The organism is Bifidobacterium choerinum (assembly GCF_002761235.1).
GTDB lineage: Bacteria > Actinomycetota > Actinomycetes > Actinomycetales > Bifidobacteriaceae > Bifidobacterium > Bifidobacterium choerinum.
The window spans coordinates 2,000,987-2,014,883 of the sequence record NZ_CP018044.1 but is presented as its reverse complement, the minus strand read 5'-3'; the positions used below and the strand labels follow the sequence as shown (position 1 = coordinate 2,014,883).

At 69.4% G+C, this 13,897-nt stretch carries 10 protein-coding genes; 5 read left to right on the top strand and 5 right to left on the bottom strand.

Annotated elements, in window-relative coordinates; translation table 11 throughout:
- Positions 1-170 precede the first annotated feature (170 nt).
- The 3 genes from BcFMB_RS08360 to BcFMB_RS08350 all read right to left on the bottom strand — a co-directional run bounded on the left by BcFMB_RS08360 (position 171) and on the right by BcFMB_RS08350 (position 2,235).
- A complete protein-coding gene (locus BcFMB_RS08360) occupies positions 171-527 on the bottom strand; it encodes a cupin domain-containing protein (protein WP_024541208.1) in 357 nt (118 codons plus the stop codon).
- 226 nt (positions 528-753) lie between these two features.
- Positions 754-1,080 carry a hypothetical protein gene (locus BcFMB_RS08355; protein WP_099721527.1) on the bottom strand — a complete coding sequence of 109 codons (327 nt, stop codon included), beginning with the start codon at positions 1,078-1,080 and terminating at the stop codon, positions 754-756.
- Between the two features lie 135 nt (positions 1,081-1,215).
- Positions 1,216-2,235, bottom strand: a complete 1,020-nt coding sequence (locus BcFMB_RS08350) for an alpha/beta hydrolase (protein ID WP_099721772.1) — start codon at positions 2,233-2,235, stop codon at positions 1,216-1,218.
- A 225-nt stretch (positions 2,236-2,460) separates the two neighbouring features.
- Between BcFMB_RS08350 and BcFMB_RS08345 the strand changes: the two genes are divergently transcribed.
- The 3 genes from BcFMB_RS08345 to BcFMB_RS08335 all read left to right on the top strand — a co-directional run bounded on the left by BcFMB_RS08345 (position 2,461) and on the right by BcFMB_RS08335 (position 7,208).
- On the top strand, positions 2,461-3,585 hold the full coding sequence (locus BcFMB_RS08345) for a YeiH family protein (RefSeq protein WP_198405409.1): 1,125 nt from the start codon (positions 2,461-2,463) through the stop codon (positions 3,583-3,585).
- Between the two features lie 267 nt (positions 3,586-3,852).
- The gene (locus BcFMB_RS08340; protein ID WP_418215016.1) at positions 3,853-5,235 is read left to right on the top strand and encodes a uracil-xanthine permease family protein; all 1,383 of its coding nucleotides are present in this window, start codon (positions 3,853-3,855) and stop codon (positions 5,233-5,235) included.
- A 197-nt stretch (positions 5,236-5,432) separates the two neighbouring features.
- Positions 5,433-7,208 (top strand): DEAD/DEAH box helicase, encoded by a 1,776-nt coding sequence (locus BcFMB_RS08335; RefSeq protein WP_232513795.1) that lies wholly within the window; start codon positions 5,433-5,435, stop codon positions 7,206-7,208.
- Between the two features lie 134 nt (positions 7,209-7,342).
- Here BcFMB_RS08335 and BcFMB_RS08330 read toward each other — a convergent pair whose 3' ends face one another.
- The gene (locus BcFMB_RS08330) at positions 7,343-8,140 is read right to left on the bottom strand and encodes an SDR family NAD(P)-dependent oxidoreductase (RefSeq protein ID WP_024541214.1); all 798 of its coding nucleotides are present in this window, start codon (positions 8,138-8,140) and stop codon (positions 7,343-7,345) included.
- Positions 8,141-8,426: 286 nt separating this feature from the next.
- On the opposite strand from BcFMB_RS08330, the gene BcFMB_RS08325 reads away from it, so the two are divergent.
- Positions 8,427-11,270, top strand: coding sequence for a heavy metal translocating P-type ATPase (locus BcFMB_RS08325; RefSeq protein ID WP_099721526.1), 2,844 nt, complete (start codon positions 8,427-8,429; stop codon positions 11,268-11,270).
- Between the two features lie 94 nt (positions 11,271-11,364).
- On the opposite strand, the gene brnQ is transcribed toward BcFMB_RS08325, so the two are convergent.
- Positions 11,365-12,852 (bottom strand): branched-chain amino acid transport system II carrier protein, encoded by a 1,488-nt coding sequence (gene brnQ, locus BcFMB_RS08320; RefSeq protein ID WP_024541216.1) that lies wholly within the window; start codon positions 12,850-12,852, stop codon positions 11,365-11,367.
- 174 nt (positions 12,853-13,026) lie between these two features.
- On the opposite strand from brnQ, the gene BcFMB_RS08315 reads away from it, so the two are divergent.
- Entirely contained in the window at positions 13,027-13,761 is a 735-nt protein-coding gene (locus BcFMB_RS08315; RefSeq protein WP_024541217.1) for a Type 1 glutamine amidotransferase-like domain-containing protein, read from the top strand.
- Positions 13,762-13,897 lie beyond the last annotated feature (136 nt).

Here is a 13,897-nt window from a genome sequence, read left to right as displayed (position 1 = left end):
ATCAGCGATCCGTCGTCATCGTATGCACACGCATCGGCTTCCCCGATATCGAAGACATCCCCGTTAACGTCACGGACGAGAGGCCACATCATTGGTCGGTGCGGTGCGGCTATTACGGCAACCCATCCCTGTGCCGCGGTCTGATGAGCCGTGAGCGGCCGGATCCGGAATCAGTTGTCGATGGCGTCATGGGCGCGCGCCGGCGTGACCATCGTCAGCATCATGACCGACGGCTCGAGCGCTCTGATCGCATGCGGCAGACGCGTCGGGAAGTAGATGAGGTCGCCGGGGACGGCCTCATGCTCCTCGTCGCCGCCGCTGATGAGCAGGCGGCCGCTGAGTGGCTGCACGAAGACCGGCATCGCCGCCGTGTGCTCGCTCAGCTCCTGGCCGGCATCGAAGGAGAACAGCACGACGTTGCCGCCCTCGGTCTGCATGACGGTGCGCGACACCGTCGCCTCCGGCTGGACGCTCACCATCTGCGCGACATCGTCGAGCGTCTGCATCCGTGTTTCCTCGTTGGTCATCGTCATCATGCTCCTCACATTTCTCGATATTCAGACATCCGCGTCATCTCCGGCGTACGCGCCGGCTTGCGGTGACATACGCACACAGTGTAGCGTCGCGGCCGAGGCATGAGAAGACCCCGCGCATCGCTCAATGCGAAACGCGGGGTCCATGGTGATGCGGATGCGGGCGGCGAATCGTGGCGCCGGAGGCGCACAGGCAGGAGATCGCCGTCCGCGCAGGCGGTCACTCAGCCTGTGCGCCGCCGGCCCTGACGCCGGTGCCGTCGCCGCTGGGCTCCTGCGACGCCGGGAAGGGGTTGACCGGCTCTGCAGGCTGCGGCGTCTCGTTCGACTTCGCATGTTCGCGTCTGAAGGCCCGCTCGGCCGCGTCATCCTTCGTGCCGCATCCGCAGCTTGAGGCCTCGTCGGCCGCGTTCGCCATGCCTCGGAAGTCGAGGTCGCCGTCCGAGGAGGCGCCCTTCGTCGCTCCGCCGTTCGTCGCGCCGGTGTTCATGCCGTCCGAATCGGCGTTGGTGCTGGTGGGTGTTGTGGTGGTTGTTGCAGTGGTCATGTCGGCCGCCTTTCTGTTCGTTGTCCTCCACGATACGGGGCACGGCTGTGGGTGGGGTGTACGCGACCTGCCAATGTCATGACCGTCCTCGCAGCCGATTCCCAGATTCGTCCGAGGTGGGGAATCGGCTGCATCTCAGCGGATGCGCGCGTACGAGAAGTCGCGGATGCGTTCGAGCACCCGTTCGCTGTCCTCGAGCCATGTCATGCATACCGGGAACACATGGCCGAGCGTGCGCGTCGGCGGCGTCTTCTCGTCGTGCAGCTCGAAGTCGCGGCGGTGCGTCGACAGCGCCGTCGCCAGTTCGAGCGTCTGTGCCTCGATGAAATCGTCGCTGCTCGTCTGCAGGTACAGCGGCGGCACGTCGACATGCGAGACGAGCCCGGCGGGGGACAGGAAGGGCTGCGCCTCGTCGAGGCCGGCGAGGAAGCGTGGTCCGAGCGTGCCGGTCAGCGTCTCGCGCAGCGGCGAGTCGGCGGTCAGGTCGTAGACGCCGCTGACGAGCGCGCCGCCGGCGATCGGCAGCCCCGATGGCTTCGCGACGCCGAAAGCGGCCGCGGCCGCGGCGTCGCGTTCGATCGCGATCGTCAGCAGCGCGAGGCAGGCGCCGGCCGAGTCGCCGGTCAGGAACACGGCGTCGGGATCGACGGGGAAGCGTCCGATGTTCGCGCCGATCCAGCGCAGCGCGTCCTGGACGTCGGCGAGCTGGCCGCGCAGGTCGGTCTGCGGCGCCGGCCGGTAGTTGAGGGAGAAGACGGCGAAGCCGAGCGCGGCCAGATGCGTGCAGAAGTTGCGGTTGAGCTCCTTGTAGCCGTAGCAGAAGCCGCCGCCGTGAATGTCGATGTACACCGGCAGCGTCGCGCCGCCGCTAACGATTGCAGCATGGGGAAGGTAGAGGTCGAGCAGATGGCCGCGGACCTGACCGTGGGCGCGGTCGTAGCCGCCGTCGGCGCGGTAGGGCACGTCGGCGATCACGTCGATCGATTCGGGGTCGTGCCAGTAGGCGGCGCGCGGATAGTCGAACTCGGCCGTGTCGAGCCGCATACGGCGGATTTTCGCGGCCTGCTCGGCGCCCACGGAGCGCAGGTCGTCGTCGATCTCGGTCCAGTAGCGCGCGACCGGCGCGATCGCGCAGTCGAGGTCGTCGCGTTCCATCGTCAGGGTGTCCAGATCGGGGTGCATGAGCGAGTAGGGCGTTGACATCGTATTCATCGTGTTTGTCCTTTCCCTGCGTTCGGGCGTACATGTTCAATTATCGCATAGTTTCGGCGACGTTCCAACGGTTTGCGGACGTAGAGCAAGCCCGCGCCGTCCCGCTGGGTCCTTCGCTCATGACGCAATCGTGCGTTCGCGTTGAAGCGCGGGGTACTACTGGGAGATATGAAAGAATTCTGTCAGAAATGGGGCAAGCGCATTGCCACCAAAGAGATGCTGCTCATCGTCATCGTCACGCTCGCGGCCACGGGCGTCGGCATGTGGGCGGCGCAGTTCCCGGGACTGAAGATCCTCGGCGCGCTCATCATCTCGCTGCTGATCGGCATGGTCGTCCAGTTCCCGATCCGCGCATGGTACACGAAGAACGATCCGCAGCGTCAGGCGCGCGTCAAGGACGCCGCCGGACTCATCGCGAACAAGTTCCTGCGTCTGGGCATCATCCTGCTCGGCTTCAAGCTCAACCTGCAGCTGCTGTTCACGACGGGCGCGAAGTGCCTTCCGCTCGCCGTCGTCATCGTCACCGTCACCGTGCTGCTCACCTACGGCATCTGCCGCTGGATGGGCGTCGACCCGCTGATGGCCATCCTCGTGGCCTGCGGCACCGGCATCTGCGGCGCCGCCGCCGTCATGGGCGTCTCCGGTTCGGTCAAGGTCTCGCCCAAGCGCGAGGAGGAGAAGGAGAACGACGAGGTCACCGCGATCGCGATCGTCGCGATCATGGGCACGATCTTCGCGCTGCTCGAGATCGCCATCCTGCCGATGATGCACCTCAACCAGGCGCAGGAGGGCTTCGTCGCCGGCGGCTCGCTGCACGAGATCGCGCACGCCGTCGCCGCGGGCGAGGGCCTCAACGACCCGCAGCTCGCCGCGCAGCAGGGCGTCGTCGAAGCGGCGACGATGGCGAACATCATCAAGCTCTCGCGTGTGCTCATGCTCGTCTTCGTCGCGATCATCGTCGCGATCTGGTGGGACAAGAGGCACAGCGAGGTCCCGTCGGACGGCGGCAAGCGCAAGGTCGCCTTCCCATGGTTCATGCTCGGCTTCATCGCGACGGCCGCGATCGGCACGTTCATGCTCGAGACCTGGCCGTCGACGACCGGGTTCGTCAACGTGCTCGGCAACGACGTCGCGAAGATCTTCCTCGGCATGGCGATGGCCGCGCTCGGCATCAACGTCAACTTCAAGGCGCTCGCCAAGGGCGTCAAGCCCTTCGTCGCCTCGCTCATCGCGTCGGTCATCCTCGTCGCGATGTGCATCGGCATGGCGCTGGTGTTCTTCCCCGCGAAGTGACGTCGGCCCGACCGGCCGGCACCGGCATCCTGTTCCCGCGTCGCCCGCATCCCGTTTCCCCGGGACGCGGGCGACGCCGTCTTTTTCCGCCCGGCGCGAAACGGAGCGGGCGTTGCCGGAACGGCCGCGGCGACGCCGCGAACGTTCGTGACATGGGGGCATTACAATGACGATGGCGTCCGCGCGGGACCCTGTGCCGCCGCGTGCCGCCGAGAGCAGTCCAGAGAAGTCAAGGAGACATTTATGACCAATCTTTCGATGGCGGGCATGTTCCATTGGAAACTGCACGGCGACGGCAAGACGCTCGGCCCCGGCGAGGTCGTCGAGCCGAACGAGCGCCTCACCTGGCCGCGCACGATCGAGATCGGCGCGCAGCACGTCGTGGCGATGTTCGGCGCCACGTTCCTCGTGCCGATCCTCACGCATTTTGACCCCTCCACGACGCTGTTCTTCACGGCGTTCTCGACGGCGCTGTTCCTGCTCATCAACAGGAACATCCTGCCGTCCTATCTCGGCTCCTCCTTCGGCTTCATCGCCCCGATCACGGCCGTCTACAGCGCCGGCAAGGGCATCGCCGTCGCCAGCTTCGGCATCCTGTGCACCGGCCTGCTGCTCGCGCTCATAGGCGTGGCCGTGCAGCTGGCCGGCGTCGTGTGGATCGACCGCATCATGCCGCCGGTCGTCAACGGCGCGATCGTCGCGATCATCGGCTTCAACCTCGCGCCGACCGTGTGGACGAACTTCCAGACGGCGCCGGACACGGCGCTCGTCACGCTGTTCGCCGTCATCCTCGTCGCCGTGCTGTTCAAGGGTCTGCTCGGCCGCCTCAACATCCTCATCGGCGTCCTCATCGGCTACGCGTACGCGTGCGTGCGCGGACAGGTCGACTTCGCGGCGATTGAAAAGGCCGCATGGATCGGCTTCCCGCGCTTCCACCTGCCGCACGTCGACTTCTCGGTGCTGCCGATGTTCCTGCCGGTCGTCCTCGTGCTCATCGCCGAGAACGTCGGCCACGTCAAGTCGGTCGCCGCGATGACCGGCCACGACTACGACGACCAGATCGGCACCGCGCTCATCGCCGACGGCCTCGGCACGACGGTCGCCGGCTTCGGCGGCGGCTCCGGCACGACGACCTACGGCGAGAACATCGGCGTCATGGCCGCGACGAAGGTGTATTCGACGGCGGCCTACTGGTGCGCCGCCGGCTTCGCGTTCATCCTGTCGCTGTGCCCGAAGTTCGGCGAGGTCATCAACTCGATCCCCTCCGGCGTCCTCGGCGGCGTCACGACGCTGCTGTACGGCATGATCGGCATGATCGGCGTGCAGATCTGGGTCGACAACAAGGTCGACTTCAGCAAGCCGCTCAACATCATGACCGCCTCGATCGTCATGATCATCGGCATCGCCAACTTCCAGTTCGCGATCTCCGACGTGCAGTTCAACGGCATCGCGATCGGCTCGATCGCCGTGCTCGTGCTCTACCACGGCCTCAAGGCGATCGGACGGGCGACCGGCGCGATCCCGAAGACGCCGTCCGCCGACGACTCCGCGCCGTCCAGGCCGTCCGCCGGCGAGGACGAGGCGGCGCAGTGGACGTCCCCGAAGGACGCGCAGCCCGAGCAGCGGGATTCCGTGAAGATCGTCAAGTAACGACAGACCGCGCGATCCGTCCATGGACCTCGCGCGGGCCGGAAGCGGACGTGGGGCCGTGTAGCGGGGTGCTGCTAAAATGTTCGAGTTTGCGCATCCTGCGCCGACATCTGACTAGGAAGGCCACCGTGCCCGCTTCACCTGTTCCATCCGTTCCATCCGACATCACCCCCGCATCCGGCGTCGACGATTCCGCCGTGCAGGAGACCAAGACCTTCGCCGAGCTCGGCGTCGACAGCCCGATCGTGCATCTGCTGGCCGACGAGGGCAAACGCGCCGCGTTCCCGATCCAGCAGGACACGCTGCCCGATTCGCTCGCCGGCCGCGACGTGCTCGGCCGCGGCCGCACCGGCTCCGGCAAGACGCTCGCGTTCGCGATCCCGCTCGTGACGCGCATCGCGGAATCCTTCGACGACGACCGCGAGCACGGCCGCCGCGAGCCGCGCGGCGCGAAACCGCATCCGCGCGGCCTTGTGCTCGCGCCGACGCGCGAGCTCGCCAACCAGATCAACGACGTCGTCGCGCCGCTCGCCGCGCTGTACGGGATGACGACGACGACCGTCTACGGCGGCGTGCGCTACGCGCGGCAGTTGCGCGACCTCAACGACGGCGCGCAGATCGTCGTCGCCTGCCCGGGCCGTCTCGAGGACCTCATCGAGCAGGGCGCGCTCACGCTCGACGACGTGCGCGTCGTAGTGCTCGACGAGGCCGACGAGATGGCCGACATGGGCTTCCTGCCGCCGATCAAGCGTCTGCTCGCGCAGATCCCGCGCGACGCGCAGCACATGCTGTTCTCGGCGACGCTCGACCATGGCGTCGACGCCGTCGTCGACGAGTTCCTCGACGATCCGAAGGTGCACAGCGTCGACGAGGCGACCGACCGCGCCGACCTGATGACGCATCATGTGTTCCTGACGACGAAGGCCGACAAGAACGAGCTCGTGCGCGCGCTCGCGAGCGGCAAGGGCCGCCGCATCCTGTTCACGCGCACGAAGTTCCAGGCGAAGAAGCTCGCGAAGGCGCTCACGCAGCAGGGCATCCCGGCCGCGGAGCTGCACGGCAACCTCAGCCAGAACCAGCGCGACCGCAACCTGCAGGCCTTCGAATCGGGGGCGACGAACGTGCTCGTCGCGACCGACGTCGCCGCGCGCGGCATCGACGTCAGCGGCGTCGAACTCGTCATCCAGGTCGACCCGCCGGACGACCCCAAGTCGTTCCTGCACCGTTCGGGACGCACGGCGCGCGCCGGCAAGGCCGGTGATGTCGTCACGATCGTCACGCCGGACCAGAAGCGCTATGCGCGCGGGCTGCTGCGCCGCGCGGGGCTGACGATCAAGCCGCTCGAGATCCGTCCGGACTCGCTGCAGGTCGCCGAGCTCGTCGGCGAGACGGCGCCGCTCGTCGAGGGATGGGAGCTGCCCGAGCTCGAACGCCGGCGCGGCAAGCGTCCGCACGGCAGGAGGCCCGAACGCCGCGAGGTGCGCCAGTCGCGCAGCGCGAAGGCGCGGCGCAACCAGACCCGCACCCGCGAACGCAACCGCGAGCTGCAGCGGCAGATCGACGACGAACGCCGCGAGTTCGCGCAGCGCTTCCTCGGCGACGTGCACAGCGTGCGCGCCGCCGAATCGCAGGCCGCCGAACCGGCCGGCCGTGACGAGAAGCCGCGCCGCGACCATCGCCATGACGACCGTCGCGACGACCGGCGCGGGCGTCGCCGTCACGGCGATGAGCGTCGCAGTGAGGAGCGCCATGGCGGCAAGCGCATCCACCGCCGCGAGCAGCTCATCGTGCGCGACGAGCGCGGCGAGGACGCCAAACGTCAGGAGCGCCGCGAGGATGCGCGCCGCAGGCGTCGGCAGGAGAACGGCGACCAGGCCAAGTCGGCCAGGCGCGGCGGTGCGAAGAAGCGCGGCGGCGGCATGCGCAAGCGCGCCAACGGCGAGCGCCGTTCGGCGCCGTTCCGCACGCGCTGAGCGGGCGCATGTCCATCGCCGACGCCTATGCAATCGCGATGAGGGGCGGCATCCGGAACATGTTCCGGATGCCGCCCCTCATCGATGTTCGTACGCCGTGCCGGTCATGCAGCCGGCCTCGCCGTCCCGTCCGCCTATTCGTCCCGCCTGGCGGGATCGCCCCCGTTGAGCTTCGCGGCGATCCTCGCGGCGAGCGCGCGCGGGACGAGGCGCACGCCGAAGGCCGCCATCTTCGCGAGCGCGCCCTGGTAGGCGAGCGCGCTACCGGCCTGCATCTTCGCATAGGCGAAGGCGGCCGTGCGTTCGGGCGTCGACGGCCTGAGCACCGGCAATGTGTAGAAGTTCTTCCCCCTCATGTGCGCGGCGCTCTCGAATCCGGTGGACACGGGGCCGGGGCACACCGTCGTCACCGTCACGCCGCTGCCGCGCAGCTCGTAGGCGACCGCCTCGCCGAGCGAACGCACGAAGGCCTTCGTCGCGTAGTACATCGCCATGTACGGTCCGGGGGCGACCGACGCGACCGACGCGACGTTGAGGATGCGGCCGTGGCCGCGTGCGCGCATGTCGGCGCCGAAGCGGCGCATGAGCTCGGCGAGCGTGACCATGTTCACCTGCATCATCGCGCGCATCCGCGTCCCGTCCATGTCGAGGAAGGCGCTCCAGTCGCCGAATCCGGCGTCGTTGACGAGCGTGTCGACGGCGATGCCGCGTTCGCGCGTGAAACGGTGCAGGCGCTGCGCGGCGTCGGGATGCGCCAGGTCGATCGTGACGGCGATGACGTGCGCGTTGAGGTCGTGTTCGAGCGTCGCCTTGAGCACGGCGAGCCTGCCGGCGTCGCGTCCGGTGATGACGAGGTCGGCGTCGTGCTGCGCACAGCGCAGCGCGAGCTCCCTGCCGATGCCGCCGGTGGCTCCTGTGATCAGTGTCGTCATGATGGGGTCCTTTCCGCGGGGTTGCGCAGGTCGCGCGGGACGTCCCCGCCGGCGCTCCCGCGCGCGTCGTCGCCGCCCACTGTAGTCCGCCGCCGCTGGGTCCGGGATGTGTTCAGCTCGTCGCCGACGCCGTGCGCGACATGCCCGCGGGGCGTCCATATGGAATAGCAGGCGCGCCGCCGGCGTTGATTCTGGTGGTGCCAGCGGCCCGTCACGGGCGTGCCCTATGATCGGGGCGCCGGCTTTTCCGATGTAGATGTATTGGCATAGGGCAAGGAGCGAAACGATGGCGACTGCGGGCATCATCGTCGCGGCGGCGCTGCTCAGCGCGCTGCTGCTGTGGTATTTCCTCGCGCCCCGGCGCGCCGCGCACGCGGATGAGGACGTGTCCGGCGGCGTGCAGCGGGTGCGCATCGAGGTCAAGGGAGGCTATGAACCGGGCGAGGTCATCGTGCGCGCCGGCGTGCCGACGCTCATCGACTTCGACCGGCGCGAGGGCGGCGAATGCTCGTCGCACGTCGTCTTCGCCGACCTCGGCGTCGACGCCGCGCTGCCGGCCTTCGCGCACACCGAACTGCCGCTGCCGGCGCTGCCCGCCGGCGACTATCCCTTCGCCTGCGGCATGAACATGCTCCACGGCATGCTGCGCGTCGAAGGCGACGGCGGCGACGCGGCCGCCACGGTGTTGCCCGCCGCGCCGGCCGCCGTCGCCGAAAGCGACGACATGCTGCGCGAGCGCCAGCATGCCGAGGACCTCGACCGGGCCCACGAGATCCGGACGCTGACGCGCCGTCTCGTCGTCGCCGCCGTGTTCACGGTGCCGCTGCTGCTCGTCGCGATGCTGCCGATGATCCCGTCCGTCGGCGTCTGGATGCGAGCCTCGCTGCCGGCGTGGACGCTCGGCCCGTGGCTGCAGCTCGCGCTGACGGTCCCGGTCATGTTCTACTGCGGCTGGCCGGTGCACCGCACCGGATGGCTCGCGATCGCGCACCGCGCGCCGGAGATGAACTCGCTCGTCACGCTCGGCACGATCGCCGCCTTCGGCTACAGCCTCGTCGCCACGGTATGGCCGGGTCTGCTGCCGGCCGCGGCGCGCGCGCCGTACTACGAGGCCGTCGGCACGATCATCACGCTGATGATTCTCGGCCAGCTGCTCGAGGCGAAGGCGCGCGCCGGCACCGGAGACGCGATCCGCGAGCTCATCGGGCTGCGTCCCGACACGGCGACCGTCATCCGCGACGGACGTCCGACGACCGTCGCGACCGCGGACATCGCCGTCGGCGACGTCGTCGAGGTGCGCCCCGGCGAACGTCTGCCCGTCGACGGCGTCGTCGTGTCCGGCACGAGCGCCGTCGACGAGTCGATGATCACCGGCGAGTCGCTGCCGGTCGCCAAGACGGTCGGCGACCCGGTCACCGGCGCGACGATGAACACGACCGGCGCGCTGCGCTACCGCGCGACGCGCGTCGGCGCCGACACGACGCTCTCCGGCATCATCCGCCTCGTGCGTGCCGCACAGACCTCGAAGGCGCCGATCCAGCGCATGGCCGACAAGGTCGCCGGCGTGTTCGTGCCGGCCGTCGTCCTCGTCGCGATCTGGACCTTCGTCATCTGGTGGTGCGTCGGCGTGCCGCCGCGCGGCCTGTACGGACTCATCTGCGCGATCTGCGTGCTCGTCATCGCCTGCCCGTGCGCGCTCGGTCTGGCCACGCCGCTGTCGATCACGACGGCGACCGGACGCGGCGCGCGCCACGGCGTGCTCTACCGCAACGCCGAGGCGCTCGAGACGGCCGCGAAGATCGACGTCGTCGTCTTCGACAAGACCGGCACGATCACGCGCGGCGAGCCGCACGTCGTCCGCATCGCCGCGCTTGGCGCCGACGGCGCCTTCGACGCTGCGATCGACGACGCGACGCTCGCCGTCGTCGCCGCCGCCGAGGCGAAGTCGGAGCATCCGCTCGCGCACGCCGTCGTCGAGGCCGCCCATGCGCGCCATCTCGACGTCCCCGAATGCCTGACCTTCGTCGCCGTGCCCGGAGGCGGCGTGCGCGCTGACGTGGACGGCCACGACGTCGTCGTCGGCGCCGACCGCTTCGTCGGGGAATCCGTCGGCGCCGACGGCCTCGCCCCGGCGCGCGAGACGATGCGCCTGGCCGCGCAGGACGGCGCGACGCCGGTCGTCGCCGTCGTCGACGGCCGCGTCGTCGCCGTGTTCGCGATTCGCGACACGATCAAGGACGACGCGCGCGCCGCCGTCGACGCGCTGCATGCGCGCGGCATCGGCGTCGTCATGCTCACCGGCGACAACCGCCTGACGGCCGACGCGATCGCGCGCGAGGCCGGCATCGCGCATGTCGTCGCCGACGTGCGTCCCGAGGACAAGGAATCGGTCATCCTCGCGCTGCAGCGCCAGGGACGGCATGTGGCGATGGTCGGCGACGGCATCAACGACGCGCCCGCGCTCGCCCGCGCCGACCTCGGCATGGCGATGGGCACCGGCACCGACGTCGCGATCGAATCGGCCGACGTCACGCTGATGAACGGCTCGCTCACGTCGGTCGTCACCGCGCTCGACCTCGCGCATGCGACGATGCGCAACATCCGCCAGAACCTCGGGTTCGCGCTCGGCTACAACGGCCTGGGCATCCCGGTGGCCGCCGGCGTGCTCTACCCGGTCTGGCACGTGCTGCTCAACCCGATGATCGCCGGCGCGGCGATGGCGTTCTCGTCGCTGTCGGTCGTGCTCAACGCGAACAGGCTGCACGCCTTCGTCTCCGGACGCGCGCACCGCTACGCGATGCACGCTGCGCCCATCGGTGAATCGACGCTCGAGGCGGCGCGCGGCGGCGCGGGCCGTGTGCACAATGGTGACGGAACCAAGGACACTGCAACGAAAGGACATGCGATGGCAGATGAAACGGCAGCGGGGATCCTCAAGGATGCGATCGACGAGCAGCTCAGGCAGGAGGAAGCCGATGCCGAGGACGTCATCGACCCGGTGTGCGGCATGACGGTCGACCCGAAGGCGGCCGCCGCCAAGCGCGTGTGGCACGGCCGCACGATCTACTTCTGCAACCCGCACTGCGCCGAGGTCTTCGACACGAACCCGTCGAGCTACGTGGACGACTGAGCGCCGTCCATCGTTACGACGAATGCGCCGCGGGGCGCGCGCCGGCGATCCGGTGCGCGCCCCGCGGCGCATTCGTATCGGAATTCGGCGGCCGTCAGGCGCGGCGCCGGCCGCGCACGAGCGAGACGACGACGCCGATGACGACGCCGAGGCCGGCCGGCACGAGCCAGCCGAGCGCCAGGTCGTTGAGCGGCATCCATCCGCACGCCGTCTCGAGCCACGTCCAGCGGCCGCCGAGCGCGGCGACGAGGCCGACGACGCCGTTGGCGATGCTGTCGATGGCCGTGAGCAGCACCGTCCAGAAGTAGACGGCCGGGAAACGGCTCGTGAAGACGGAGTCGAACAGCGACAGGACGACGAGGACGATCGCGATCGGGTAGAGCGCCTCGAGCACCGGCACCGACAGGTTGATGATCGCGCTCAGGCCGATGTTCGCGATGACGAGCGCGACGAGCGCGAACGCGAGCGTCCAGACGCGGTAGGAGAGCGCATGCGGGAACTGCCTGTGGAAATACGACGCGCAGGTGGAGATGAGCCCCGCGCACACGTTGAAGCAGGCGACGACGAAGATGACGCCGACGAAGACGGTGCCGGCGTGGCCGAAGACCTGCTCGGTGAGGTTCGTGAGCACCGTCGCGCCGGTGTCCTTCTCGCCGTCGATGCCGCGGTACGAGCCGGAGACGGCGCCGACGAAACCGAGCATCGCGTAGATGACGACGAGCATGACGCCGGTGAACAGGCCGCCGAGGGCGGTCTCGCGGCGGTTGCCGTGCTCGTCGCGCACGCCCATCGCGCCGATGTTCGCCGAGATGACGATGCCGAAGTACAGGCCGGCGAGCAGGTCCATCGTCTGGTAGCCGTCGAGGAAGCCCTGCATGAGCTGATGGTGCGCGTACGCACCGCCCGGCGCGGCGAAGGGCGGATGGTGCACGCACAGGCAGGTGACGAACAGGACGGCGATCATGACGAGCAGCAGCGGGCCCATGATCTTGCCGAGCACCTGCGACAGGCGGTCGGGGTGCTGCGCGACGAGCCAGGCGAGCGCGAAGAAGACGATCGAATAGATCAGCTGGGTGACGCCGGGGTCGTCTCCGACGAAGGGCGCCACCGCCATCTCGAAGGATGTGGACGCCGTGCGCGGAATCGCGAACAGCGGGCCGATCGTGAGCATGATCGCCACGCCGAGCACGAGCGCGAAGCGCCTGGACACGCGCGCGCTGAGGTTGGCGAAGCCGCCGGCGCGCGCGACGACGATGACGCCGAGGATCGGCAGGCCGACGGCGGAGACGACGAAGCCGACCATGCCGAGCGCCGTGCGGCTGCCGGCGAGCGCACCCAGATACGGCGGGAAGATGAGGTTGCCGGCGCCAAAGAACATCGAGAAGAACGTGATGCCGACGATGACGCGCTGCCGTCTCGTCAGCCGCGTCTCACCCGCGCCGGGCAGCCGCGCGCCGTCGGCCTGCTCGACGTGTTCGGCGATGTCCTGCGCGACCTCGACGGCGTTCTCGGACGCCGGGTCGTCGGCGCCGTGCGCACCGCCGGACGTTGTGGGATGGGAATGGGAGTTCGGTGCGCGCATGACGTCGGATCGCCTCCAGAATGAATCGATGGGAAAGGATGGTCGCCCTCAAGTATAGGAGCCGTGAGCGGAGCGGAATGCGACGCCCGCGTACGGCGAACGGCGGCCGGGGCGCCCGCAGCGCCTTCCTACACTGAAGACGGCGTGGCATGGGCGGCGATGAAAGGGGATCGGATGCGGCAATCGGCGGACGGCATCATCGGCATGGAGGAGGGCAAGGCGGCGGGCGGCGGTACGGGCGCACCGTCTCGCCGACGGCTGCTGCTCGCGTCGTCGGCGGCCGGGCTGCTGCCGCTCATGCGCCGATGGCTCGGCCTGCGTCGCGGCGCCGTCGTCGGCTTCGTCCCGAACGCGAGCTTCGCCGAACACTACGGCTTCGCGAACCGGATGACGGCGCCGTGGTGGCGTCTGCGCGGCCTCGACGTGCGCGTCGTCGACTTGGACGGGAGGCGCTCGCGGATCTGCTCGCTGCTGCGCGGCTGCGACCTGCTGTACCTGTGCGGCGGCAACAGCTTCCATCTGATGCGCTGCCTGCGCGCCGCCGGCGTCGCGCCGCTCATCCGGGAACTCGTCGACTCGGGCGTGCCGTATGTGGGAGAATCGGCCGGCGCCGTCGTCGCGGCCCCGGACATCGACTACATCGCGCCGATGGACGCCCGCCGCGAACCGGCGACGACGTTGCGCGCGCGGCGTCGGCCCGCCGCACCGACGCCGGGGCTCGGCCTTACCGACGTGCATGTCGTCCCGCACGTCGGCGGCCGTATGCTCGGCGCGGCGGCCGACGAGATCCTGCATATGCACGCCGGCGACGCCGGATACCTGCCGCTGCGCAACGACGAGGCGCTGCTCGCCGAAGGCGGGCGTATGCGCCGCCTCGCCACCGGCTCGGCAGCCGCGCGGCTGCTGTAGCGCACGGCCGGCATGGGCCGCACGGACGCGGATGCGCCGGTGGCGAGACATGGACGGCGATATGGCCGCGCGGCGGCGCGGTGCGTTAGACTTGGGGGCGGTATCGTCACAGCGACATCGTCACCAGCAATGGAGG